Source organism: Pseudomonas sp. DTU12.1 (assembly GCF_009873475.1).
Taxonomy (GTDB): Bacteria; Pseudomonadota; Gammaproteobacteria; order Pseudomonadales; family Pseudomonadaceae; genus Aquipseudomonas; species Aquipseudomonas proteolytica.
The window spans coordinates 4,046,299-4,072,038 of the sequence record NZ_CP045254.1 but is presented as its reverse complement, the minus strand read 5'-3'; the positions used below and the strand labels follow the sequence as shown (position 1 = coordinate 4,072,038).

The window sequence follows — 25,740 nt, the reverse complement described above, 5'->3', positions numbered from 1 at the left end:
TTCAATAAAGGTCAGTACACCATGGATAAGCACACCCAAATGCAAGCCGTCGTCTGCCACGGCCCGAAAGACTACCGCCTGGAGCGCATTAGCAAACCCCAGGCGCGGCCCAATGAATTGGTGATCCGCATTGCCGCCTGCGGCATCTGCGCCAGTGACTGCAAATGCCACTCGGGCGCGGCGATGTTCTGGGGCGGCGACAACCCCTGGGTCAAGGCGCCGGTGGTGCCGGGGCATGAGTTTTTTGGCTATGTGGAGCAAGTGGGCGAGGGCGCCGAGGAGCACTTCGAGGTCAAGGTGGGCGACAAGGTGATCGCCGAGCAGATCGTGCCTTGTGGCAAGTGCCGTTTCTGCAAGTCCGGCAAGTACTGGATGTGCGAGGTGCACAACATCTTCGGCTTCCAGCGCGAAGTGGCCGAAGGCGGCATGGCCCAGTACATGCGTATCCCCAAGACGGCCATCGTGCACAAGATTCCCGAGTCGGTGTCCCTTGAAGATTCGGCCTTGATCGAGCCGATGGCCTGCGCGATTCATACGGTCAACCGTGGCGACCTGCAGCTCGACGACGTGGTGGTGATTGCCGGCGCGGGCACCCTGGGCCTGTGCATGGTGCAGGTGGCCGCCTTGAAAACCCCGAAAAAACTGGTGGTCATCGACATGGTCGACGAGCGCCTGGCACTGGCGAAAAAATACGGCGCCGATGTCGTGATCAACCCCGCCCGGGACAACGCCCGCGAGATCATCAATAGCCTGACCGACAACTACGGCTGCGACGTGTACATCGAGACCACCGGCGTGCCGGCCGGCGTGACCCAGGGCCTGGAGCTGATCCGCAAGCTGGGGCGCTTTGTCGAGTTCAGCGTATTCGGTGCCGAGACCAGCGCCGACTGGTCGATCATCGGTGACCGCAAGGAGCTGGACGTACGCGGCGCGCACCTGGGGCCGTATTGCTACCCGGTGGCCATCGACCTGTTCGAACGTGGCCTGGTGACGTCCAAGGGCATCGTCACCCATGACTTCCCGCTGGATAACTGGGCTGAAGCGTTCGACCTGGCCAACTCGGTGAAGTCGATCAAGGTGCTGCTCAAGCCAGGACAATGACTATGCATTATGTGATTGGCGTAGACATAGGCACCCAAAGCACCAAGGCGCTGTTGGTGGATGGCGAGGGTCGGATCATCGCCCAGCACAGCCAGGGCTATCGCGTGGATACCCCGAAAGTACGCTGGGCCGAGCAGTGGCCGCAGGTCTGGCTGGATGCGGTCGAAAGTTGCGTCAACCACTGCATGGCCAAGTCCGGTGTACACAAGGAGGCGGTCAAGGCGCTGTGTATCAGCAGCCTTTACGGCGGCTCGGGAATTGCCGTGGATGCCGCTATCAAGCCGCTGCATCCGTGCCTGATCTGGATGGACCGCCGCGCCGGCGAGCAGGTGGCCTGGGTGCGCGAACATGTCGACCTGGAGCGCCTGTTCGCGATTACCGGCAACTCGGTGGACAGCTACTACGGTTTCACCAAGATGCTCTGGCTCAAGCAGCACCAACCCCAGGTCTGGGCCAACACCCGCTACCTGCTGCCGCCCAACAGCTATATCAACTACTGCCTGACCGGTGAGGTGGCGGTGGATCACAGCTGCGCCGGTAATATCGGCGGTATCTACGATGTGGCCGCGCGCGGCTGGTCTGCCGAGATGCTGGCGGCGCTGGATATCCCGTTGGCGATGATGCCCGAGCGCTTGCTGTATTCGGGCGAAGCGGTGGGCGGCCTGCTGCCGGAATGGGCGCAACGCCTGGGACTGGCGGCGGGCATGCCGGTGCTGGCCGGTGGCGTCGACGCGGCCATGGCGACCCTGGCGGCCGGCGTCACCCGGCCGGGCAACCACGTGGCGATGATCGGCACCAGCATGTGCTGGGGCTACCTCAACCAACAGGTGGATGCACGGCATGGCCTGGTGAGCATGCCCCATGTCTACAACGGTCAGCAGGACCTGTACATCTTCGGCGGCGCGATTACCGGCGGCGCCTCGGTGAGCTGGTTTCGCGAGCAGTTCTGCCAGGCCGAGGAACAACAGGCCAAAGACACCGGCCAGGACAGCCTGTGGCTGCTGGAACAGAGCGCGCGCAAGATCCCGGCGGGCAGTGAGGGGCTGTTGTTTTTGCCGTACCTGATGGGTGAGCGCAGCCCGGTATGGGATGACCAGGCCAGCGGCAGTTTTGTCGGCCTGAACCTGTATCACAGCCGCATCCACCTGTACCGCGCGGTGCTCGAAGGCGTGAGTTTTGCCCTGCGGCACAACATCGAGGCAGGCATGCGTGGTGCCCATTCACTGGACCCACGGTTGATCGTGGTGGGCGGGGCGAGCCATTCGGATTTGTGGATGCAGATCATTGCGGATGTGACCCGCTACCCGGTGTACACCATCGTCCAGGAAGTGGAGGCGGCATTGGGTGCGGCGTTGTTGGCGGCGCATACGGTGGGGCTGGTGGACACCGCGCAGATGGAAAAAGGCTGGGTGCAGTTGGAGCTGCGGGCTGAGCCTGGGGCTGAGAATGTGCAGGCATACGACCGCGCTTTTGCCGACTACTTGCAGCTCTATCCCGCGCTCAAACCCGTCATGCACAGCTTGCAAAGCCACTAAGTGCACACCTATCCAAATGTGGGAGCGGGCTTGCTCGCGAAAGCGGTGTGTCAGTAACAAATAAGCTACCTGACCCACCGCCATCGCGAGCAAGCCCGCTCCCACAGGGGTTCTCCATTGCATTAGAGACCGAAATTGATGACCACCACCTTCGACTTCACCCACCAACGCATCCTCGTCACCGGTGCCAGCAGCGGCATCGGCCGGGAAATCGCCCTGCAACTGCTCGCCAGCGGCGCCCAGGTTTTTGCCATCGGCCGTGACGCCAACGCGCTCGCGCAATTGGGTTGCGAAACCCTGTGCCTGGACATTGCCAACAGCGCGGCCCTGGACGCGGCCCTCAAGGACCTGCCGCCGATGCATGGCCTGGTCAATTGCGCCGGTATCTCGCGCCTGGAGCCGGCAGCGGCGATCAGCAGCGCAGCCTTTGACCTGGTGATGAACGTAAACGCCCGCGCCGCCGCGCAAGTCGCCAGCCGAGTGGCGGCAGCGATGATCGCCGCAGGTATTGCTGGCAGCATCGTCAACGTCTCCAGCCAGGCTTCACTGGTGGCACTGGACGACCACCTCGGTTATTGCGCGTCCAAGGCCGCCCTGGATGCGATCACCCGCGTGCAATGTGCTGAATGGGGGCGTTTCGGGATCCGGGTCAACAGCGTCAACCCCACCGTGACCCTGACGCCGATGGCGCAACAGGCCTGGTCCGATCCGGCCAAGCGCGACCCGGCCTTGGCGGCGATACCCTTGGGACGCTTCGCCCAACCGCACGAAGTGGCATTACCGGTGTTGTTCCTGTTGAGCGAGGCGGCGAGCATGATCAGCGGGGTCAGCCTGCCGATCGATGGCGGCTACACCAGCCGCTAGCCGTTTTCCAGGGTGCCGGCAATCACCACCTTGTCCCGTGGCTTGTACGGGTCTTGCAGGCGGTCGAGCAACAGGCGCACCGCACTGCTGCCGGCCAGCGACGCATCGTGGGCCACGCAGGCAATCGGTACGCCGAAGATATCGGCAAAAGGCAAGCGGTCGATGCCACAGATGGTCAGGCTGTCGTGGGGGATGTTGTGCATGCGCAGGGCGCGCAAGGCGCCGAGGGTGATCAACTGGTTGAACCCCATGATCGCGTCCGGCGCAGCGTGCGTGGCCAGGTAGTCGAGGGTGTGCAGGTAGGAGGGCATCAAGGTGTAGTCGCCGGCGCACACTTGGACCTGCACCTGGGGATGCTCGGCCAGTACTTCGCGCAGGCCCTTGAGGCGCTCTACGGTGATGCGCGAATGCTCAGGCCCGGTCAGCACCAGCAGGCGCTTGAGCGCCGGGTTGTGGCGCAACAGGTATTGCGCGGCTTCGATCCCGCTGTGGTAGTTGTCCAGCACCACGCGGCTGAACGGGCTGTCGTGGATCGTGCGGTCGAGCAGCACCACCGGCGTCTTGCCGTTGCCCAGGCGCTCCAGGTAATCGGGTTGGTAGTCGGGCTCGTCGGAGACCGGCGACAGGATGATCCCCGCCACGCGATAACCCAGCAGGGTGTCCACGGCCTTGCTTTCCAGTTCTTCCAGCTCGTCGGTGTCCACCAGCATGATGGTGTAGCCGTGCTTTTTCGCCTCGCGGGAAATCGCCTTGATCATCTCGCTGTAGAACGGGTTGTCGACCGATGCGGTGATCACCCCGATGATCAGGCTTTCGCTGCGCTTGAGCCCACGGGCGAAGGCGTTGGGCACGTAGTCCAGCTCGCGTGCCACCTCAAGGATGCGTGCCAGGGTGGCGGGCTTGACCAGGTCGGGTTTACTCAACGCCCGCGACACCGTGATGGTGGTCATATTGACCCGCTTGGCGATGTCGCTGATGGTGACGGATTTTTTCTTGTTCATCGACAGGGCAGACCAGGAGAAAACATCAGGAGGCTAACATGGGCAGGGGTTCAAAGCACCGGATCCCAGCGTTGCGACCAATCGCTTTCGGCCTTCACCACCCCGCGCAGCAGCACCAGGGCCTGTTGCAGGATCGCCGAATCGCGCTCGCGCGAGTACACCAGGTAAGTCGGGAAACTGAACTCCGGAGCCTTGGGTACACGCTCCATCACTCCGCTTTCGAGGTAACTCTGCACCACCCGCGTGCGGAAATAGCCGCTGCCGCCGTTCTCCAGAATGTATTGCAGGGCCAGTGGCCCCAAGTTGAAACTCACCGCGGCGCGGGCCTTGTCGGGCAGGGCGGCGTCGTGTTGCTGGCGAAAGCCCGGGCCCCAATCGATATACACATAGGGATCGGGACGGGCGGCCAGGCGCACCAGGATCAGTTTTTCTTCCAGCACCTGCTCCACCTGCAACCCCGGCCAGTACTGCGGCTGGAACACCAGCGCCGCATCCAGCACGCCCAGTTCCAGCTGGCGCAACAGGTATTCACCGTCACGCACTTCGGTGCGCAGTGCATGGCTGGGGATATGCTCGCGCAGGGCCTTGGCCCAGCCGAGCATCAACGGGTTGCACAGGCTGACTTCGCCGCCGATATGCAACACATTGCGATAGCCCTCGGGCAACGGCAGGTCACGGCGTGCGGCTTCCCAGGTTTGCACCAGTTGATTGGCATACACCACGAACGCCTCGCCATCGGCAGTCAAGCGCGCCCCGGCGCGGTTGCGCACAAACAGCGTACTGTCGAGCTGGCTTTCGAGCTTTTGCACACGTGCGGTAATGGCGGTCTGGGTGACGTGCAACTTCTCGGCGGCTGCGGCCAGGCTGCCGCAGCGGGTGATTTCCAGGAAAGTGCGTGCCAGTTCGATGTCCATGTCGGCTCCGGAGAGGGGGGAGGGGCATTGTAGTGTGACAATCGAAAATCGGTGTGTGAAATGCGATGAGTGTGGGAGCTGGCCTGCGATGTTGGTGCTGCGGGCTGGGGTTGTGTACATATCCTTTGCTGTGGTCATGGCCACTTAAGGTTCCGCCCTTACGGCGGCTCACTTTTGAAGAGCGCAAAAGTAAGCAAAACGCTCTTGCCCCACCACTCGGCACCTCGCCTAGGCTCGGTGTGCCCGTAATCCGACATTGATTTGGGGGGCCGCCGCGATGGGCCATCCATGGCCCAGCGCGGCTAAACCGGCGTCCTGCCGGTTTACCCCCCCAAATCAATATCGGATTACGGCCAGCGTGGTTTAACGGGGCGCCTAAGGTCAAAATCACAAGCAGAGCGAGGCGGCCTGACAGCCGACCTGATCGTCGAAGCGTGCGCGTCCCCCTTGTGGGAGCGGGCTTGCTCGCGAATGCGGTGTATCAGTCAATATATCCATCACTGACCCACCGCATTCGCGAGCAAGCCCGCTCCCACAGGGGAATGCAGCTCCGCGCTCTGGCGTTGCTATTGCTCTGCTTTTGATCTGGCTTTTGATCTAAGGCGCCCCGTTAAACCACGATGGCCGCAGGCAGGTATTGCGCAGTGGGCACCCCGGCATGGATGCCGGGGTAGCCGCGACACGGCCATGGATGGCCGATCGCGGCGGGCCCACGGAGCAATGCCTGACTGCGGGCATGCCGAGCCTAGGCGAGGCACCGAGTGGTGGGGCAAGAGCGCTTTGGTTACTTTCGCGCTCTTCGAAAGTGACCCGCCGTCAGGGCGGAACCATTAGCCGCCGTAACCGCAGCAACGGATATGTACACCACCATGCCCATCGCAGGCAATCCAGCCCCCCCATCAGACCGGGTCTCACCCCAAGTCTTTCGGCACCTGCAAATGCTGGGTCGGAAATGCCCGAGCGTATACCTGGCACACCCGCAGCACCTGCTCATCGGCAAACCGCGCCCCCACCACATGCAAGCCCACCGGCAAGCCATTGGCCGCCAACCCGCACGGTACCGAGGCCGCCGGTTGTTGGGTGAGGTTGAAGGGGTAGCTGAACGGCGTCCACTCCATCCATTCGCCCAGCCCCGAGCCCGGTGGTACGTTGTGCCCCGCGTCAAAGGCAGTGATCGGTAGCATCGGCGAGACCAGTATGTCGTAGTGCTCATGGAACGCCGCCATGCGCGCCACCAATGCCGCCCGTGCTTCCAGGGCGGCGGTGTAGTCGTCCAGGCTGAGGCGTTCGCCCTGTTGCGCAATGCGCAGCAGGCCGGGGTCGAGCAGGTCGCACTGGGCGCCGGTCAGTTGCCCGGTCAGGCGCGCCGCGCCGGCGAACCACAGGGTGTTGAACACCTCCAGCGGGTCGCTGAACCCCGGGTCGATCTGTTCCACATGCGCCCCGAGTTGCACCAGGCCCGCGACTGCCTGCGCGACCACCTTGGCCACCTGCGGATCGACGTTCACGTAGCCAAAATCAGGGCTGTAGGCGATGCGCAGTCCCTTCAGGTCCGTCCCGGGTGTGAGCCACGGCGTGCTGCGCGGGGCGCCAATCAGGCCGTCCCGGGCGTCCGGTTGCGCCACGGTTTGCAGCATCAGCACGGCATCTTCCACGGTGCGGGTCATCGGTCCCAGGTGCGAGAGGATCGTCATCGAACTGGCCGGCCATTGCGGCACGTAGCCAAAGGTCGGCTTGATGCCGAAGGTGCCGGTAAAGGCACAGGGAATGCGGATCGAGCCCCCGGCATCGCTGCCCTGGTGCAGCACGCCGAGGTTCAGTGCTGCCGCCGCGCCCGCGCCGCCGGATGAACCGCCCGCTGTGGTGCGGGTGTCCCAGGGGTTGCGGGTGATGCCGTACAGCGGGTTGTCGGTGACGCCTTTCCAGCCGAATTCCGGGGTGGTGGTCTTGCCCAGCAGCACCGCGCCGGCCTTGCGCATAAACCCCGAGAATGGTGCGTCGACGTCCCACGGCCCGCTGGCGGATGAGGTGCGTGAGCCCTTGCGCGTGGGCATGCCCGCCGTCAGGGTCAAGTCCTTGATCGACGCCGGCACGCCGTCCAATGCGCCGCAAGGCTGGCCCTTGAACCAGCGTTGTTCCGAGGCCCGCGCGGCGTTCAAGGCGCCTTCGGGGTCGACATGGCAGTAGGCGTTGACCACCGGGTTGTAGCGTTCGATGCGCAGCAAGGTGTCTTCGGTCACGTCCACCGGCGACAGGCTTTTATCCCGGTAGCGCGCCAGCAGTTCCACGGCCGTCAGGTTGGCGATATCAGTCATGCCGCATCACCTCCCTGGGCTGCATTGACCATGGCCCGCAGCAACACCGCGCAGCCGGCGGCCAGGTCATCCGGCGCGGCGTTTTCGATTTCGTTGTGGCTGATGCCGCCTTCGCACGGTACAAAAATCATCCCGGCCGGGCCCAGTTCGGCGACAAAAATCGCGTCGTGCCCGGCGCCGCTGACGATATCCATATGGCTCAAGCCCAGCACACTGGCCGCATCGCGCACGGCGTTGACGCAAGAAGGATGAAAGTCCAGCGGCGGGAAGTCCGCGGTGGGCGTCAGTTCATAGCTCAGGCCATGCTGCTTGGCCGTGGCCTCGATCACCTCACGTACTTCATCCACCATCGCTTGCAGCTTGTCGGCGTGCAGATGGCGCAGGTCGATGGTCATCTGCACCTGGCCGGGAATCACGTTGCGCGAGCCCGGATGCAGGCTCAGGCAGCCGACGGTACCGCAGGCGTGGGGTTGTTGTTCATGGGCAATCCGGTTGACCGCGCTGACCACCTGCGCGGCGCCCACCAGGGCGTCCTTGCGCAGGCGCATGGGCGTCGGGCCGGCGTGGGCCTCGACGCCGGTGAGCGTCAGGTCGAACCACTTCTGCCCCAGGCAGCCCATGACCACGCCAAGGGTGATGGCCTGATCTTCAAGCACCGGACCCTGTTCGATATGCGCCTCGAAATAGGCGCCCACCGGGTGCCCAAGTACCGCACGCGGGCCGGCGTAGCCAATGCGCTGCAACTCGGCGCCCACCGACAGGCCTTGCTCGTCCTGCTTGTCGAGGGTCTCCTGCAAGTCGAATTTGCCGGCAAACACCCCGGAACCCATCATGCACGGCGGGAAGCGCGAGCCTTCCTCGTTGGTCCACACCACCACTTCAATCGGCGCTTGGGTTTGCACGCCCAAGTCATTCAAGGTGCGGATCACTTCCAGGCCGGCCATCACCCCGTAGCAGCCATCGAACTTGCCGCCCGTGGGCTGGGTGTCGATATGGCTGCCCGTCATCACGGGTGGCAGGTCAGGGTTACGTCCGGCTCGACGGGCAAAGATATTGCCGATGGCATCCACGCTGACGCTGCACCCGGCGGCCTCGCACCACTGCACAAACAGGTCGCGGGCCTGGCGATCCAGGTCGGTCAGGGCCAGGCGGCACACGCCGCCCTTGGCCGTGGCGCCGAGCTGGGCCAGGTCCATCAAGGATTGCCACAGGCGGTCGCGGTTGATCAGCGGGGCGTTGCTCTTGAGCGGTTGCGCAAAACTATTCATCAGCAGTCTCCGGTCAGGCACTCAGGGCCAGGTAGCGGTTCTTGATCGTCGGGTCGGCGCGAAAGGCCTCGGCGCTGCCTTCGTAGACCACGCGGCCCTGTTCGAGCACGTAGTGGCGGTCGGCAAGCTTGTCGCAGACCAACAGGTTCTGCTCCACCAGCAGCACCGGCAGGCCGTCGTCCTTGATCTTGCGCAGGATTTTTACCAGTTCATCGACGATCACCGGGGCCAGGCCTTCGGTGGGTTCGTCGAGGATCAGCAGCTTGGGGTCGTTGAGCAGTGCGCGGGCGATGGCGAGCATCTGCTGCTCACCACCGGACAATGCATGGCCGGCGTTTTTGCGCCGCTCCTTGAGGCGCGGGAACATCGCGTACACGTCTTCCATCTGCCAGCGGCTGGTCTTGCGTACGGCGATGCGCAGGTTTTCTTCCACGGTGAGCAAACGGAAAATCCCGCGGTTTTCGGGGACCAGCGCCAACCCCTGGCGGGCGATTTCAAAGATCTTCTGCCCCACCAGCGGTTTGCCGTTGAAATGAATCTGCCCCTGGCGCGGGCAGATAATCCCCAGGATGCTGCGCAGGGTGGTGGTCTTGCCCGCGCCGTTACGGCCGAGCAGGGTCACCAGTTCGCCGGGGTTGACGGTCAGGGACACGCCCTCGAGGACGTGGCTCTTGTCGTAGTAGGAATGAATATTGTCGACGGTCAGCATCAGGCGGCCTCTCCCAGGTAAGCAGTGCGCACGCGCTCGTCGGCGCGTACGAATTGCGGCGTGCCTTCCACCAGGATCTGCCCGTGGCTCATCACGGTGATGCGCTGGCTGATGGACATGACGATGCTCATGTTGTGCTCGATCAACAGCACGGTGTGGTCGCGGCCCAGGTCGCTGATCAGTTGGGTCATGATCGGAATATCGTCGATGCCCATGCCCGAGGTGGGTTCGTCGAGCATCAACAGCTTGGGCCGCGAGCAGATCGACATTCCCACTTCCAGCACCCGTTGCTGGCCGTGGGACAACTCACCGGCCAGGGTTTCGGCGCGGGCGGTCAGTTGCAGGCGTTCCAGGACCTGGTCGGCCATTTCCAGGTGCTCGCGCTGGCTGTCGACGCGGCGCCAGAAGTTCAGGGCGCGCACGCCGTCGCGGCCCTGGGCGGCCAGGCGCAGGTTCTCGCGCACGCTGAGGTTCTGGAACAGGCTGGTGAGCTGGAACGAACGGGCCATGCCCAGGCCCACGCGGCCGTGGGCCGGTTTGCGCATCAGGTTCTGGCCGTCGAAATGAATCGCGCCGGCCGTAGCCTGACGCTCGCCGGTCAGGCAGTGAAACAGGCTGGTCTTGCCGGCGCCGTTGGGGCCGATAATGGTGTGGATGGTGCCGGCTTCGACCTTGAGGTTGACGCCGTTGACGGCATGGAAGGCGCCGTAGGCCAGTTCCAGGTCTTTGGTTTCCAACAGGATGCTCATAGCAGCTCCTCCTTGGTCACGACGGCGGCCTTGCGGCTACCCCGCACACGGTCGAACAGCGACGACAGGCCGCCCCACAAACCACCGCGCATAAAGATCACCACCAGGATCAGGATCACCCCCAGCAGCATCAGCCAGCGCGGCCACAGGTCGGACAGGAAATCCCCCAGCAGCACGATGGAACCGGCACCCAGCAACGAGCCGAACAGCGAGCCGGTACCGCCGACGATGGTCATGATCAGGATGTTCTCCGACATCACCAGGTCGATATTGGACAGCGGCACAAAGTGCAGGAGCATGGCGTACAGCGCCCCGGCAATCCCGGTGACCGCGCCCGACAGCACAAACACCAGGATCTTGAAGTGGCGTGTGTCGTAGCCGATGGCCGAGGCGCGGGTTTCGTTTTCGCGGATCGCCATCAGCGTGCTGCCGAACGGCGAGGCGATCACCCGGCGTGCGCCGATAAAGATCAGCAGGAACAGCACCGCGACAAAACCGTAGAACACCCGGGCATCGGCCAGGGACAGCAGTACCGTGTCACCGATACGGATTTCCGGGCGCGGCACGCTGAGCAGGCCGTTGTCGCCACCGGTCCAGTCGCTCAGGGTGTAGGCGAGGAAGTAGGCCATCTGGCTGAAGGCCAGGGTCAGCATCACGAAGTAGATACCGGTGCGGCGGATCGCCAGGGCGCCCACCAGGAACGCCAGGAACCCACCGGCCAGCGCCGCGCCGAGCAGCGCGCTGAACAGGCCCAGTTGCAGGTGGATCATCAACAGCGCCGCGCAATAGGCACCGGCGCCGAAGAAGATGCCCTGACCGAACGACAGCAGCCCGGTGTAGCCCAGCAACAGGTTGCAGGCCAGGGCGGCGAGGGCAAAGATCAGGATCTCGGTGGCCAGGGTCGCCGAGGGCAATATCAATGGCAGGCCGATCAGCACCGCCAACACCCACAGCAACATAGCCTTGGATTGGGTCTTGGCAAACGGCAGGGGATTTTTCTCGCTCATGTCAGACTCTCCCGAACAGGCCGTAAGGGCGCACCAGAATCACCACGGCCATGGCGCCATAGATCATCAGGCTCGCGCCTTGCGGCCAGAGTGTGGTCATCAGGCTCTGCACCACGCCTACCAGCAGGCCGCCCACCAGTGCGCCGCCGAACGAGCCCATGCCGCCGATCACCACGACGACGAAGGCGATGCCGAGGATTTCCGGGCCGACAAAAGGCTGGGCACCGCGCAAGGGCGCAAACAACACGCCGGCGATGCCGGCCAAGGCCACGCCGAGGGCGAAGGTCATGGAAAACAGGCGGAAAATATTGGTGCCCAGCAGCGATACGGTCTCGGTGCTCTCACTGCCGGCCCGTACCAGGGCGCCAAAGCGTGTGCGCTCCAGCAGCAGCCACAGGCCCAGGCCCACCAGCCCCGAGAACACAATCAAAAACAGGCGGTAGTAGGGGTACACAAAGTCGCCGACCACCAACACCCCGCGCAGCAATTCCGGGACGGCGACGCTTTTGCCCACCGGGCCCCAGATCATCACGCTGGCTTCCTGGATGATCAGCGCGATACCCAGGGTCACGAGGATCTGGAACATATGCGGCAGGTGGTAGATCCGCTGGATCAATAATCGCTCGATCAGCCACGCCAGTGCGGCCACCACCAGGGGCGCGATCAGCAGGGCCAGCCAGAAGCTGCCGGTGAGGCTGACGGCGGTGTAGCAGATGTACGCCCCCAGCAAAAAAAACGCGCCGTGGGCGAAGTTGACGAAGTTCAGCAGGCCGAAAATGATGGTCAACCCGACCGCGATCAGGAAGTAGATCATCCCCAGGCCCAGGCCGTTGAGAATCTGGAACAGATAAAGATTGAGCATGCAGGAACCCTCCAACAGGCGGCCGTGGTCAACGGCCCTGTCGTGTATTACCGGTGAAAGTGGGCGGATCAGCCGAGCGTGCAGCCCGTGGCTTCTACCGGTGGGAACGACTGGCCGGCGCTGAGCACCTTGGCCAGGTCGTCCTTGTCGGCCATGTCGCCTGCGGCCTTGCCCACCAGCAGGTAGTAATCCTTGATCACCTGGTGGTCGCCGGCGCGGATCGTTTCCTTGCCGGTCGGGCCGTCGTAGCTCAGGCCCTGCATGGCCTTGGCCACCGTGGGGCCGTCGAAGCTGCCGGTGGCCTTGATGGTGTCGAGCATGACCTTGGTGCTGATGTAATCGGCGGCCAGCGGGTAGGTGGGGTTGATCCCGTACTTGGCCTGGGTCAGCTTGACCAGCTCGCGGTTGAGCGGGGTGTCGACCTGGTGCCAATACTGCGCGCCGAGGTACACACCTTCGAGCACATCGCTGCCCAGTTCCTGGAACTGGTCGAGGCCGGCGGACCACACCAGCAGCACTTTCATGCGCTCCTTGATACCGAAGTTCACCGCCTGGCGCAGGGTGTTGGACGACTGGCTGCCGAAGTTGAGCAATACCAGCACGTCAGGCTTGGCGGCGATGGCGTTGGTCAGGTAGCCGGAGAACTCTTGCTCCTGCAACGAGTGATAGCTGTTGCCCACATGTTCCAGGCCGTTCTCGGCCAGCACCGCCTTGGCGCCTTCAAGCAGGGCTTCACCGAACACGTATTGCGGGGTGATGGTGTACCAGCGCTTGGCGTCCGGCAGCAGCTTGATCAGCGGCACCACGGTTTCGCGGATCGCGCCATAGGTGGGCACCGACCAGCGGAAAGTCGCACTGTTGCAGTCCTTGCCGGTGACTTCATCGGCGCCCACCGGGGTCATGAATACACCGCCGACCTTGGACACTTCCTTGGCCACCGCCAGCGCCGAGGACGACAGGGTGCAGCCCTGGAAGAACCGCGCGCCATCCTGGCCAATCGCCTCCTGGACCTTGCGCACCGCCTTGCCGGCGTTGCCTTCGGTGTCGATCACCTTGTAGTTCAACGGGCGCCCCAACAAGTCTGGGTACTGCGCCACGGCCAGGCGTGAACCCATGTCGGCAAATTTGCCATAACTGGCAAACGCACCAGACATGGACTTGAGGCCGTAAAAGGTAAACGGTTCGGCGGCGAATGCACTGCGCACGCCCAGCGGAAGGCTGAGCGCGGCGGCGGCGGTGAGGCTGGCTTTCAACAACGTACGACGCTGCATGGGGTGACTCCCTGGTTTAGTTATTGGCAGGAGTGGCAATGGCGATACGGTGGAGCACGGCCTGTGGGCAGGCCTTTTTTATTGAAGTGAAACGCGGTCCAAATGTGGGAGCGGGCTTGCTCGCGAATGCGGCGTATCAGTTGACACATCCATCGCTGACCCACTGCATTCGCGAGCAAGCCCGCTCCCACATTGGATGTTTGGTGTGTTCAGGAGTGATCGAACTCCAGCAGAAAGTGTGGGCTGACCTGGCCTTCCAGCGCGGTCATGTGGTGTTCGGCGTCGCACATGTGCTCATGCATCAGACTGCGCACGGCCGCTTCGTCGCCGGCGCGAAAGGCGCTCAGCAGTTGCTTGTGATAGTCCAGGTTGGCCGCGTCGAACTGCTTGCGCTTGGGCTTGTAGGCCTTTTTCAGCACCACCAGGTCGCGCAGCAGGTCGTTGAGGAACTGCGCCATGAAACTCAGCAGCGGGTTGGGGCAGGCCCTGGCCAGCAGGTTGTGGAATTCCAGCTCCGCCAGGCGCTGCTCACGCTGGCCGGCCTCGCTGTCTTCCGGGGCGCTGCAAAAATCCACGTTGTCTTGCAGGGCGCGATAGTCGTCTTCGCTCAAGCGCCCCAGCACCGACACCGCCAGTTCCACCTCGATCACCTTGCGCAGTTGATACACCTGCTCGCCATCCAGGTGCTGGAAGTGCAGGTAGTTGCGCAAGGCGCGGCTGGCCGGTTCGGTGCCGGCCTGGTTCAGGTAGGCCCCGCCAGTGGGGCCGGTGCGGGTGCTGACCAGGCCTTCGACTTCCAGGGCCTTGAGCGCTTCGCGGGCCGAGCCCTTGGAGCACTGGAAGCTCTCCATCAGCTCGCGCTCGGTGGGCAAGCGGTCGCCGGGCTTCAGCGCATCGGTGACGATCGAGCGCTTGACCGACTCGACAATCACATCGGAAAGCTTCTGGCGTTTGCGTCGCAGGGGTCGGCTGAGCATGGTTTTCTATTTATCGTATTAATGCGGATAAATAGCACTTAATAGGGGTTGAGCAGAGGCGTCAACGGCAGGGGTCGTTTTCAGGTAAAACAGGTCGTAAACCACGGCCATGGGCGCCATGTGGGAGCGGGCTTGCTCGCGAATGCGGTGTATCAGCCGACATATCCATTACTGACCCACTGCATTCGCGAGCAAGTCGAATCGTCGCACCGCCGCTCCCACAGGGGATGTGTCGTGCTCACAAATTTTGAGCCTGGCGCAGTAATTGCGTGCCTTAGCGCTCCAGTCTTTGTGCAGGAGCAACCGACCATGCAATTACGAGCCTTGCGGTATTTTCACGAGGTGGCGCGTTGCGCCTCGTTGCGTAAGGCGGCCGAGCGTTTGTACGTCACGCCCACTGCCGTCAGCCGGCAGATCGAGCACCTGGAACACTTCTTTGGCGCCGCCCTGATTGAGCGCGGCCCGCGTGGCATCCGCCTGACGGTAGAGGGCGAATGCCTGGCCGAGCAGGTCACCAGCACCCTGCGCGGCCTTGATCAGGTGCGCGATGTGATCGCCAGCCGGCAAAGCCAGGTGGCGGGTAACATCAGTATCCATGTGTCAGAAAGTATCGTTTCCACGGTGTTGGCGCCGGTGCTCGCGGCGTTCTACCGCGCCCATCCCAAGGTCACCTTCAATATTGTGATCGCCAGCGCTTCAGCCACCCTCGATGCACTGTGCAGCGGCGAGGCCGACCTGGGCCTGGCGTTCTATCTGCAGGAGCGGGCCGATGTTGAAGTCACCGCGCAATGCGAGCTGTGGCACCGGGTGCTGGTCAGTGCCGAACACCCCTTTGCCCAGCGCGACAGCATTGAACTGCGCGAGCTTGAAGGCCAGCCCCTGGCTATCCCCGACTCGGCGTACGGCGTGCGCCAGGCCCTGGAAGCTGCGGCGAAAAAGCGAGGGGTGACGATCCAGCCGGTGTTCACCACCAGCTCTCTGGAGGTACAAAAAAGCCTGGCCCGACAACGGGCGGCGGTGTTGATCCTGCCCCAGGTGGATGCCGACGCCCGCGACCTGGGCGATGGCCTGGTAGCCGTGCCGATTGCCGATGAACATCTGGGGCGGATTCGCATCGACCTGTGCGGCTACCGCAATCGACCGCGCTCAGTGGCGGTGCTCAAGTGCCAGGAGATGCTGGCCAGCGCGATGCAGCGTTGCGCGCTGGTGGACTGAGGCTTCAGTCGACCAGGCAACTGCTCGACGCGGGTGGCTGCCTGCCGTGGGCCAGGTAGGTGCCGACCCAGCGGCTTACGCACTGGCTGGCATCGGTGGTTGGGCTCTGTAGATACGGCCCCTTGAGCCGCAGGGTGGCGGGCTGTGTCGCGAAGGCCTGGGCGGCGCTCCCGGCGGGCTCGATCAGCACCATGCGCTCGACTCGATCGGCAAACAATTGGGCGTATCCCGCACCGAGCAGGTTGCCCTGGGCGATGCCCACGAAGTTGATGCGTTGCTCACCCAATTGCTGGCGCACGAACTCCATGTCCCAGGCCGCTTGCTCGCTGGCCAGCGCATTACGGCTGTTGCGCGGGCTCAACTCGATGACATCGTAGAACCGGGTCAGCGTGCGGTATGCCTCGGTGTTGTCGTACTTCCAGACTGTCGCCAGATGCACGGCGAACACCCCGCGCAAATTCGCCTGGGCAGCGGCCGGGCGGGCGAAGATCACCCCCCGGCGCTCCAGTGGCTGCAGCGCCCCGACCCGGGTGATGGTCAGGCGCAATGTACGTGCGTCCGCTGCCTGATGGTCCTGTGGCACGGTGACGATACCGCATTGGGTGCGGGCAACCACCTCATGATCAAGGGCCTGCCCGGGCAGGCGCGGGCAATCGACCAGCCATTCGATACCCGGCGGTGCTGCATGGCCGGGTGAACTCAAGAGCATCATCCATCCACTGATGACGCAAAGCGCTGCTGCTTTCAAAGGTTTCATCCGCATTCCTGGGTAACCGTCCGTAGGGACAGGCTTTTTACCAAGGGCGGCGGCGAGCCAATGCCGGAGCAGTCGCATACAAGGTGTAAGAATTCTGAATATTGCCCGTCGGCATTGCCTTGTGCCGACGGGCGGGATCAGAACAGGTTGATGGGGAAGTTACCGACGATCCTGAATTCGTCGTAGCTGCCATCGATCTGCCCGCCGCTGGCGCGGTGGTTGTAGACGATGGTGCGCAGGACCGAGTTTTTCAGCTTCCCGGATTGCACCACATAGGCCAGCATCAAGCCGTTTTCATTGTGCTTGGCGTTGTCCAGGCCGCGCACGTTGTAGCCGGTGTTGTGGCCGTTGCGATCCCCCTCGTAGTGCGTGCCGTCGATGCCCCAGCCCTTGGCGTGCCACAGGCTCGCAGTCAGGCCGGGCACGCCGTAGGCCGCGAGGTCGAGGTCGTAGCGCAGTTGCCAGGATTTTTCGTTGGGGCCGTTGTAGTCCGAGTACAGCGAGTTGGCCATGTAGTTGCCGGTGGACTCCCACACATAGTCGAAGTACTCGTTGCCGAACACCTGTTGCCAGGCCAGGGTCAGGCTGTGGGCCTGGTGGTTGGCGGTCACGGCCAGGCTGGCGGCGTCGTTGTCGATGTAGCCCAGGCGTTGCTGGCCGGAATCCTGGGTGCGGTAGTAGTGCAGGGCGGTCTTGAGGGCGACTGCATTTTTGTCGCCGACGCGATGGGTCAACCCCAGGTAGTACTGGTCCCACATGTCCTCGAAGCGTGAGCCGTAGAGGCTGGCTTCCAGGCCATAGCCCGGCTTGAGCGTGGCCCCCAGGTAACTGATGCGTGCGCCGCTGTAGGCGCGGTTGCCGAAGGTGGTGGTCAGGCGCTCGGCGCCGGTACCGGTGCGCGGGATGGCCCGGTCGAAGCTGCCGCCCTGGACCGACAGCCAGTCCAGTTCGTTGCTGTACAGGCCCACGCCCTGGAAGCTGGAGGGCAGGGCGCGGTTGTCCTTGTAGCGTAGGATCGGGTTTTCGGTCATCAGGCGTCCGGCCTTGAGCTCGGTGTTGGACAGGCGAAACCGCACATCACCCACCCCCAGGCGGCTCCAGGTCGGGATCGCATCGCCGTCGCTGTCCACCAGCACGCGGTCGCCGCCATTGGCCACCTTGCCATGCCCGCGCTGCAGGTTGACCGCACTGAACACCCCTACATCCACCCCCACGCCAATCACACCCTGGGTGTAGCCAGAGCTGTACTTGAGCATGGCGGTCTGCACCCAGGTTTCGCGCACGCGGGTGGGTTGGATGCCGCCGGGTTTCTTGATGCTCAGGTAGGTGCTGCGTTGGGTGTGCTGGTTGGAATAGTAGTGACGCAGGTTCAGGTCCAGGCTGCTGCCTTCGATAAAGCCCGGAGCGCTGGCCTGGGCGTTTTCTTGCGCATAAGCCTGGGTGCCGGCCGCCAGGGTGGCGGCCAGGAAAAGACGTGGATACATGGTTAATCCCCACACAGAGAAGAAACTGTAGGAGCGAGCTTGCTCGCGAAAAGCCGGAGACCGCCGCGTGCATCCAGAATGCGCGCGTTATCGTTGACGGTCTTCGCGAGCAAGCTCGCTCCTACATGAAGGGTGCATACGCGCTGTTCAGCGAACCGAGGCTTCTCTGAGCCGGGTTTCGCGGGCCGGCGTGCCGGGGAGCACGGGCCGGGTTTCCTTGGCGAACCAGGCGGCGGTGAGGCACACCAGGTTGGCGATCAGCAGGTACCACACCGGTGACATCGGGTCGCCTGTGGTACCGATCAGCCAGGTGATGATGATCTGCGCGGTGCCGCCAAACGCCGCCACGCCAAAGGCGTAGACGATGGAGAACCCGGTGGAGCGCACCGATTTGGGGAAGCTCTCCACCAGCAACACGATCAACGCCGCGCCGCTCATGCCATGCAGGCCGGACAGCACCGCCAGGGTCAGGAGGAACGTCGAGGGGCTGGGGTGTTCGGTCATCAACTGCAGCGCCGGGAACAGGATCAGCAACAGCACTACCCGTGGCGTCATCAGGATCACCCGGCGGCCGAAGCGGTCGCACAACATGCCGCCGGCCACCGCGCACACCGCCATGGCCGCACCGGCCACCAGGGTCGAGAGCATGGAGATACTGGTGGGCAGTTTCAGCTCGGTCAGGGCAAAGGTGGTCATGTAGTTGAGGAAGTACTGGGTGATGGTGCTGCCCGAGAGAATCAGCAAACCCAGGACCAGGGCACGCCGATGCTTGCCGCAGACTTCGCGCACCAGATCGCCGGTGCTGGTGGTTTCGCCCTGGCCGTGGAAGGTCTCGGCCAGGTTGCGGCGGATATAGATGCCAATCGGCAATACCAGCAGGCCGAACACGAACGGCACGCGCCAGCCCCAGCTGTTGAGGTCTTCGGGGGACATCACTTTGGTCAGGGTATAACCCACCAGCCCCGCGGCCATGGCGGCGACGCCCTGGGCCACCACTTGCCAGCAAGCATAGGTGCCGCGTTTGTGCGGCGGCGCGGCTTCGAGGATGTAAGTGGTGGCGGGGCCGGCTTCACCGCCCCAGGCCAGGCCCTGGATCATGCGCGTCACCACCAGCAGGATCGGCGCGGCGATCCCGATGGTTTCGTAGCCGGGCAATATCGCAATACTGCCGGTGCCCACCGCCATCATCACCAGGGTCAGCAACATCGCCGGCTTGCGCCCGACGCGGTCGGCGTAGGCGCCAATCAGCACCGCGCCCAGGGGCCGCACGATAAAGCCGATGCCGAAGGCCGTGACCGACAGCATCAGGCTGACGAAGGCGCTGTCGGACGGGAAAAACGTATGGCCGATCATCACCGCAAAGGTCGCATAGACCCCAAAGTCGAAAAACTCCACGGCATTGCCCAGCACCACGGCGAAGATGCTCTTCCTGCCGGCGTCCGGCGATGGCGTTTCAGGTGTGTGCTCGGGACCCTCGCGAGTCAATTGTTCAGTGTGCATACCAGCCCCTCGGTTTTAGTTATAGGTCGTCCAGGCCCCGGCCTTGGGGCCGGGGAGCGGGCGTGTGGGTGGGCAGTTCAGTTACAGCGTCAAGGTCAGTTCGGGTTCGGCCATTGGTGGATTGCGCCACGCCAGCTCTCATAGGTTTTTGCGATTTGCAGCAGCCAGATATCGGCAAAACGGGGCGCGATCATCTGCAGGCCGATGGGCATGCCATCGGCGGCGAAACCACAGTTGATCGACAGCGCCGGTTGTTCGCCCATGTTCCACGGCACGGTGAACACGATGTGTTCGAACGGCAGCTGCGGATCATTGCTCGGTGACGGCCATTGGGCGGGGAACGCGTTGACCTGGTTGGTGGGCGACAGGATCAGGTCGAGGTCGCTGAAGGCCTGGGCGGCGCGGCGGCGCATCTCGAAGGTCTGGTTGAACCCCTGCACCGCCTGCACGCCGCTGATATCGGCACCGGGCGCGGCCCAGTCGCGGATGTACGGCAAGACTTTATCGAACTGCTCGCTGCTCAAGGCCGACAAGTCGCCCCATTGCCGGGCGCGCCAGAACTGGTCGAGGCCGTCGAGTTGGGCGCGGTCCATGATCGGCGGGATCAGCGTGACTTTGGCGCCATGGGCTTCGAACAGGCGTGCAGCCTGTTCCACTGCTTCACACACGAAACCTTCCGGTTGCAGGCCGGCGCCGGGCTCGAGCATCAGGCCGATGCGCAGGCCCTTGACCGACAGCGGCTGGTTGCTCCACTCGCGGGTGAGCGGCGGCAGGCTGGTGGCGTCGCGGGCGTCGGGGCGGGCCAGGTGTTGCATCATCAGCACGCAGTCTTCGACCGTGCGGGTCATGGGCCCGGCGGTGCGACCGGTGTAGTACGGGTCGATCGGGATGCGCCCCAGAGTCGGCTTGAAACCCACCAGGCCACACCAGGCGGCGGGCAAGCGCACCGAGCCGCCGATATCGGTGCCGATATGCAGCGGCCCGTAACCGGCAGCCGCCGCCGCAGCAGCCCCCGAACTGGAGCCGCCGGTGTTATTGGCGGTGTTCCACGGGTTGCGGGTGATGCCATGGAAACTCGACAGGCCAGAGGAGAGCATGCCGAAATCCGGGACAGTGGTCTTGGCCAGCACAATCGCCCCGGCTTCACGCATCCGCGCGGCGGGCGGGGCGTCCTTGAGGGCAGGGGTCAGGCGGGTGGCGGCGCTGCCGAGGGGAATCGGCGTCCCTTCGGTGGCCACCAGTTCCTTGATGGTCACGGGCACGCCATCGAGCACGCCATTGGGCTGGCCTTTGTTCCAGCGCTCGGTGGAGGCCTGGGCTTGCTGGCGCACCTGCTCAGGATCGAAGGCGTACAGGGCGCGGATCTTCGGCTCCCAGCGGTCGATGTGGGCCAGCAGGTGGTCGTAGTAGTCGAGGGGGGAGAGCTGGCGGCTGGAGAATTGCTCCAGCAACTGGGCGGCCGTGAGGTCATGAAGATCGGTCATTGAGCGCTTCCTGGTGATGGGCCTTGGGGCTCATGGCGGGTGGCTGTTGCTCTGGACTATATAAACCCTGGGCAGCAGCGACCATCACATTCGAAGCGCTACAGTGTTGCGTTTTTGTGTGCACTCAATGGTCGTGACTGTGGGAGCGGGCTTGTCGGATCGCCGCGATAGTGGTGGCTCAGTCACTGCCTGTGGTGGCAGGTCTACTGCTATCGCAGCATAGGTATCTACACAACTTTCAGAAACTGACGAACTTTCCCGTGGCGAGCGCGCTTGCCCCGCGTTGGGCTGCGAAGCAGCCCTAAACCCGGCCATCGCAGTTTATCTGAAGAAATGCGGCGGGCTTTTTGGGGCTGCTTCGCAGCCCAACGCGGGGCAAGCCCGCTCGCCACAACTGCGCTAACTGCCTGGATTTAGGTGTTGCGGGCCGATGGCTATCGCAGACAAGCCCGCTCTCACAATGGCTCAGCGCAACAATTGCTCGATCGCGGCCCACACCCGTGGGTCATCACAATGGGCCACATTGAAGCGCATAAATTCGCCCATCCCCGGCTCATACCCAAACAGCGCCCCCGGCGCCAACACCATGCCGCGCTTGAGCCCGGCTTCGGCCAGCTGTTCGCCGTTGACCCCGGCTGGCAGGCGCGCCCAGATAAACATCCCGGCCTCATACCCCATGGGCAGCTCACAGCCGCAGCGGCGCAGCCACTGTTCCACCCGGGCGCCGGCTTCCAGCAAGCGCTGGACCATGCGCTTGCGGTGCCGCGCATAGCTGCCTTCGCTGAGCAGGCGGTAGACCAGATGCTCGAACAATTCCGACGTCACGCCGCCGCTCATCAGCTTCATATTGGTCAGGTTGGCCGCCAGTTGCGGCGCGGCCACCACATAACTGACCCGGGTATTGGCGCTGAGGGTTTTCGAGAAGCCCGACAGGTAGGTCACTTGCTCCAGGCCGGCGAGTGCCGCCAGGCGGGGCGGTGGGTTGGGGTGCAGGTCGCCGTAGAGGTCGTCCTCGATGATATGGCAGTGGTATTGACGCATCAGTTGCAGCAGCCCGAAGGCCTGGGCTGCGCTGAAGGAATGGCCGGTGGGGTTGTGCAGGATGCTGGTGGTCACATACAGGCTGGGCCGCTCCTCGGCGAGCAAGCGCTCCAGAGCCGCGAAGTCGAGACCGTCCGGGCCCCGTGGCAGTGTCAGCACCCTGACCCCGTGCAACGCCAGGTTGGCGTGGAAGTTGAAATAGCACGGTGCATCCAGCAGCACCGTGTCACCGGGGCGGGCCAGCAGGCGCATCAACATGTCTAGGCCTTGCAGGGTGCTGGGCGTGGTGATGATCTGTTCCACCGAGACCACCAGGCCATCGCCCTGCAGTTTTTGTTGCAGAGCCTGGCGCAGCGGCAGGAAACCCGCCGGCGTGCCCATGCCGGCAACGCGCAGGGAAGGGGCCCGCACCACACTGCGCATGGCCTGGCGCAAGGCTTCGGAGTCCAGCCAGTCTTCGGGCAGATGGCCGCCACCGGGGCGCAACTCGCCCTGGCCGGTGAGCATCGGTCGGCGCAGCACACTGAGCAAATCCTGGGGCAGCAGGTCGACCCAGTTGCTCGACGACGGCTGCGTCTGGCGTTGGGCGACAAAGTGCCCACGGCCCTGGCGCGAGGTCAGCAGATGCTGGCCGCGCAGGCGGTCCAGGGCTTCATTGACGGTGAACTTTCCGACGCCCAACTGCGCCCCCAGCTCACGCACCGAGGGCAGTTTGCTGCCTGCGGCCAATTGGCCTTGCTCGATGGCGCGGGCGAAGGCCTCGACGATCTGTTGGACCTTGGGGGTATGGTCATCAAAGTGGATCTGCGGAATGGCCATCGCGACGTCCTGAAGTTTGCCGGTCACTTTACCGGTAAAGCCTGCGTGAATATCCGCCGAGTTTACCTGCCCGACACGCAATCCGCGCCCTAGACTGCGCAACATTCCTCGCTGCCGTGAAATTACCTACCATGGTCACTGCCCTTACGCTGTCGTCCTTCCTGTATTTCCTGGTGCTGTGCAGCACCCTGGCTTTCAGCCCCGGCCCCATGACCCTGCTGCTGCTGAGCCTGGGCTTGAAGGACGGTTTGCGCCACTCCTTGCCGGCGCAGTTTGGCGCCAGCGTGTCGTACCTGATTTCGATCCTGATCTTTGCCGTGGGCTTTTCCGAGCTGATCAAGGGCTACCCGCTGATTACCCAAGGCATCCAACTGGTGGGCGTGGCCTATATCCTGTACCTGGCCTACAAACAGTGGACCAGCAGTGGCGTGCAGATCAACACCACCGGGCAAGGGCCGGAGACGCCCCGTGGCTTATTCGGCAAGGGGTTGCTGACCGGCCTGTCCAACCCCAAGGCGATCATCCTGTTCAGTGCGGTGTTCCCGCAGTTCGCCGCTGTTGGGCAGGACAGCGCCGCCGGTGACATCGCGATTCTTGGCCTGACTTTCCTGGTTTTGCAGTTCGCCAGCGGCTGCCTTTATTGCTACTTCGGCCAGCGGATCAAGCATGTGCTCGAGTCGCCGCGCAAGCGCGTGCTGTTGCAGAAGGTCACGGCCGTCTTGCTACTGGCGGTGGCGATGTTACTGGCCCGTGGATTTTCCAGCTAAGCCCCTGGTGGCAAGGGGATTGGCGCGGGGGATAAGCCTCTGAGCGGTAGTGGCTATTTGCCGTTGCCCTGATAGACTTCCAGCATTCATCCAGGATCAGCCAGATCATGCCAGCCGCAGGAGGAAACGGACTTCCGCTCGCCAAACGCCTGTACAAATCGCGGACCCTGGGGCTGACGCTCGGCTTCGTCTGTGTATTGGCCGGCATGTACCCACTGGACCCACCAGGCTGGGTCTGGGCCTGGATGCTGATCAACGCCTTCGCCTGGCCGCACCTGGCTTACCAACTCTCGCGCCGCGCCGAAAACTCCCTGCGTGCCGAACGTCGCCATCTCCTGGTGGACTCGTTCTGCGGTGGCTTCTGGGTCGGTGCCATGCACTTCAACCCGCTGCCCAGCGTCACCACGTTGTCGATGATGACCATGAACAACGTCGCCATCGGCGGGTTCCGCTTCATGCTGATGGGCTGGGTGGCCCAAGCGCTGGGGGTCGGCGCGGCAGTGCTGCTATTCGCCCCGGCCTATATCGCCGTGACCACGCCTGCCCAACTCTACGCCTGCTTGCCGATCCTGATGCTCTATCCGCTGGCGCTGGGCTGGATCTGTTATCGCCAGGCCATCACCCTGGCCCGACATAAGCGCGAGCTGCTTGCTTTAAGCCGAACCGACAGCCTGTCCGGGCTGCTCAACCACGGCGCCTGGAAAGACCACCTGGAAATCGAATTCGCCCGCTGCCGAGGCGGCCAGCAAGGCGCTGCGATTGCACTGATCGATATCGACCATTTCAAGATCATCAACGACACCTACGGCCACGTCACCGGCGACATCGTGCTGCGCCAACTGAGCAAGATCCTGCGTCAGAACCTGCGCGCCACCGACCTGGCCGGGCGTTACGGCGGCGACGAATTCTGCGTGATCCTGCCGGACATGCCCCTGGGCCACGCCACCGAAGTGATGGACGCCCTGCGCGACCGCTTCAGCGCCCTGGGCTACGCCCAAGACCCGACACTGCGCGCCAGCCTGAGCATCGGCCTAGCGCCATACCAAGCCTCCCACGGCGATGCAACCAGCTGGCTGAACGACGCCGACCAGGCGTTGTACGAGGCCAAGAGCGGCGGGCGCAATCGGGTGCGGTCGGTGGAGGCGGGGTGGGTGCGGTCGCTCTGAAAGACCCTCACAAACGACTCGCGACCTGTAGGAGCCGGCTTGACGCGCGATGGCGATTTGATAATCACCATTGGGGTTGGGATTTGTTGAGTTTTTTATAGTTTCAGGCACCAATTGAAGTGAGCCATTCCTTATAAAAGTTTGTTTGTTCTTGTGGATCATTTGTCAGGTTGTGCTCTTCGTAGTCGAATATATGAACTATATCTTCGCGGGTGGCACGTTTACCTAAGGTCAATTCATATGCAACCAAGCCGGCGGCCATCTGCGAGGCCATGCTGGAAGGCCTGACATTTATTTTTGCACCTTTACAACAGAATATTATGTGGGGAAAGTCGGCTCTCATTTTTGCGAAACATCTATATATGTCTTCGTCCCGATAGATTTTTTTGAAATGGTCGGCTTCTGAAAAGCCTAACATCATGCGTGTAGAGTCGTATTTTACTTCTACGTCTGTTTCTTGGCCAAAAATGATTGCTTTAATGGTTTTTGTACGCACATTTCCTAGGGGATGAAAGGGATTGGAGGTTGGTTGGTCAGGTTGAAGCGAGTTATTCCACTTGGCATGGAAATCAAACTGTTCTTGAATATCGTTGGTCAGATTGTCTTCTTCATAATCGAATATTCGTACCAGTCTTTCGTTCGGGTCGCCTAGTGTTGACTCATGGAGCGCGATTCCGCTTAGTCCTGTGTAGGAGGAGTGGAATACGTTGACTTTTGAACCTTTGCATAAAAATTTAATGTCATTAAAGTCTTTGCGCAGTAATCCAAAACTGTGAAAGATACTAGGGTTGGAATATTTTTTCTTGGTTTGGTCGGCGAATGTTATATGTAAGGTGCCTGTATTTTTTTCGTATTCGATAATCGCTGTTTCGAGGGTGTGTTTTTTAATTATTTTTATTTCTAGGCTTTTCATATTTGGCTTCAAAGTCGCTTT

The 25,740-nt window shown here is 62.9% G+C and carries 22 protein-coding genes; 6 read left to right on the top strand and 16 right to left on the bottom strand.

What is annotated here, in order from left to right:
- The first annotated feature begins 21 nt into the window (after positions 1–21).
- The 3 genes from GDV60_RS17775 (at position 22) to GDV60_RS17765 (ending at position 3,500) form a co-directional block, all read left to right on the top strand.
- Positions 22–1,101 carry an alcohol dehydrogenase catalytic domain-containing protein gene (locus tag GDV60_RS17775; RefSeq protein WP_070996393.1) on the top strand — a complete coding sequence of 360 codons (1,080 nt, stop codon included), beginning with the start codon at positions 22–24 and terminating at the stop codon, positions 1,099–1,101.
- A 2-nt stretch (positions 1,102–1,103) separates the two neighbouring features.
- Positions 1,104–2,636, top strand: coding sequence for an FGGY-family carbohydrate kinase (locus GDV60_RS17770; protein ID WP_159908291.1), 1,533 nt, complete (start codon positions 1,104–1,106; stop codon positions 2,634–2,636).
- A 138-nt stretch (positions 2,637–2,774) separates the two neighbouring features.
- Positions 2,775–3,500 (top strand): SDR family oxidoreductase, encoded by a 726-nt coding sequence (locus GDV60_RS17765; RefSeq protein ID WP_092238626.1) that lies wholly within the window; start codon positions 2,775–2,777, stop codon positions 3,498–3,500.
- Here GDV60_RS17765 and GDV60_RS17760 read toward each other — a convergent pair.
- The 10 genes from GDV60_RS17760 to GDV60_RS17715 all read right to left on the bottom strand — a co-directional run bounded on the left by GDV60_RS17760 (position 3,497) and on the right by GDV60_RS17715 (position 14,573).
- Positions 3,497–4,501, bottom strand: coding sequence for a LacI family DNA-binding transcriptional regulator (locus GDV60_RS17760; protein WP_159908289.1), 1,005 nt, complete (start codon positions 4,499–4,501; stop codon positions 3,497–3,499). The genes GDV60_RS17765 and GDV60_RS17760 overlap by 4 nt on opposite strands.
- Positions 4,502–4,551: 50 nt before the next feature.
- A complete protein-coding gene (locus GDV60_RS17755; RefSeq protein ID WP_029293277.1) occupies positions 4,552–5,415 on the bottom strand; it encodes a LysR family transcriptional regulator in 864 nt (287 codons plus the stop codon).
- A 911-nt stretch (positions 5,416–6,326) separates the two neighbouring features.
- Positions 6,327–7,730, bottom strand: coding sequence for an amidase (locus GDV60_RS17750; protein ID WP_104910570.1), 1,404 nt, complete (start codon positions 7,728–7,730; stop codon positions 6,327–6,329).
- Positions 7,727–8,998: a Zn-dependent hydrolase gene (locus tag GDV60_RS17745; protein WP_029293281.1), complete on the bottom strand. Its 1,272-nt coding sequence runs from the start codon at positions 8,996–8,998 to the stop codon at positions 7,727–7,729. The genes GDV60_RS17750 and GDV60_RS17745 overlap by 4 nt, the downstream gene beginning before the upstream one ends.
- A 13-nt stretch (positions 8,999–9,011) precedes the next feature.
- Positions 9,012–9,707, bottom strand: a complete 696-nt coding sequence (locus GDV60_RS17740) for an ABC transporter ATP-binding protein (protein ID WP_029293283.1) — start codon at positions 9,705–9,707, stop codon at positions 9,012–9,014.
- Positions 9,707–10,456 (bottom strand): ABC transporter ATP-binding protein, encoded by a 750-nt coding sequence (locus GDV60_RS17735; protein ID WP_029293285.1) that lies wholly within the window; start codon positions 10,454–10,456, stop codon positions 9,707–9,709. Before GDV60_RS17735 ends, GDV60_RS17740 begins: the two co-directional genes overlap by 1 nt.
- A complete protein-coding gene (locus GDV60_RS17730; protein ID WP_070996181.1) occupies positions 10,453–11,463 on the bottom strand; it encodes a branched-chain amino acid ABC transporter permease in 1,011 nt (336 codons plus the stop codon). The genes GDV60_RS17735 and GDV60_RS17730 overlap by 4 nt, the downstream gene beginning before the upstream one ends.
- Position 11,464: 1 nt before the next feature.
- On the bottom strand, positions 11,465–12,325 hold the full coding sequence (locus tag GDV60_RS17725; protein WP_029293289.1) for a branched-chain amino acid ABC transporter permease: 861 nt from the start codon (positions 12,323–12,325) through the stop codon (positions 11,465–11,467).
- A 68-nt stretch (positions 12,326–12,393) separates the two neighbouring features.
- Complete coding sequence (locus GDV60_RS17720; protein ID WP_154906993.1) at positions 12,394–13,596, bottom strand: ABC transporter substrate-binding protein; 1,203 nt, start codon at positions 13,594–13,596, stop codon at positions 12,394–12,396.
- A gap of 209 nt (positions 13,597–13,805) precedes the next feature.
- A complete protein-coding gene (locus GDV60_RS17715) occupies positions 13,806–14,573 on the bottom strand; it encodes a FadR/GntR family transcriptional regulator (protein WP_029293293.1) in 768 nt (255 codons plus the stop codon).
- 309 nt (positions 14,574–14,882) lie between these two features.
- Here GDV60_RS17715 and GDV60_RS17710 point away from each other — a divergent pair, with 309 nt between their 5' ends.
- The gene (locus GDV60_RS17710) at positions 14,883–15,788 is read left to right on the top strand and encodes a LysR family transcriptional regulator (protein ID WP_032863678.1); all 906 of its coding nucleotides are present in this window, start codon (positions 14,883–14,885) and stop codon (positions 15,786–15,788) included.
- A 4-nt stretch (positions 15,789–15,792) separates the two neighbouring features.
- Here the strand turns inward: GDV60_RS17710 and GDV60_RS17705 are convergent, their stop codons facing one another.
- The 5 genes from GDV60_RS17705 to GDV60_RS17685 form a co-directional block, all read right to left on the bottom strand.
- Positions 15,793–16,545: an alpha/beta fold hydrolase gene (locus tag GDV60_RS17705; RefSeq protein ID WP_159908287.1), complete on the bottom strand. Its 753-nt coding sequence runs from the start codon at positions 16,543–16,545 to the stop codon at positions 15,793–15,795.
- A 137-nt stretch (positions 16,546–16,682) separates the two neighbouring features.
- On the bottom strand, positions 16,683–18,029 hold the full coding sequence (locus tag GDV60_RS17700; protein ID WP_092238642.1) for an OprD family outer membrane porin: 1,347 nt from the start codon (positions 18,027–18,029) through the stop codon (positions 16,683–16,685).
- Between the two features lie 147 nt (positions 18,030–18,176).
- A complete protein-coding gene (locus tag GDV60_RS17695; RefSeq protein ID WP_029293300.1) occupies positions 18,177–19,529 on the bottom strand; it encodes a citrate-proton symporter in 1,353 nt (450 codons plus the stop codon).
- A gap of 95 nt (positions 19,530–19,624) precedes the next feature.
- Entirely contained in the window at positions 19,625–21,013 is a 1,389-nt protein-coding gene (locus tag GDV60_RS17690) for an amidase (RefSeq protein ID WP_159908285.1), read from the bottom strand.
- A gap of 465 nt (positions 21,014–21,478) precedes the next feature.
- A complete protein-coding gene (locus GDV60_RS17685; protein ID WP_159909267.1) occupies positions 21,479–22,873 on the bottom strand; it encodes a PLP-dependent aminotransferase family protein in 1,395 nt (464 codons plus the stop codon).
- Positions 22,874–23,004: 131 nt separating this feature from the next.
- Here GDV60_RS17685 and GDV60_RS17680 point away from each other — a divergent pair, with 131 nt between their 5' ends.
- Together GDV60_RS17680 and GDV60_RS17675 are read left to right on the top strand one after the other, a co-directional pair.
- Complete coding sequence (locus GDV60_RS17680; protein ID WP_070996187.1) at positions 23,005–23,640, top strand: LysE family translocator; 636 nt, start codon at positions 23,005–23,007, stop codon at positions 23,638–23,640.
- A gap of 107 nt (positions 23,641–23,747) precedes the next feature.
- Positions 23,748–24,806 (top strand): diguanylate cyclase, encoded by a 1,059-nt coding sequence (locus GDV60_RS17675; RefSeq protein ID WP_159908283.1) that lies wholly within the window; start codon positions 23,748–23,750, stop codon positions 24,804–24,806.
- 103 nt (positions 24,807–24,909) lie between these two features.
- On the opposite strand, the gene GDV60_RS26890 is transcribed toward GDV60_RS17675, so the two are convergent.
- Entirely contained in the window at positions 24,910–25,719 is an 810-nt protein-coding gene (locus tag GDV60_RS26890) for a hypothetical protein (RefSeq protein WP_256679314.1), read from the bottom strand.
- Positions 25,720–25,740: the final 21 nt, after the last annotated feature.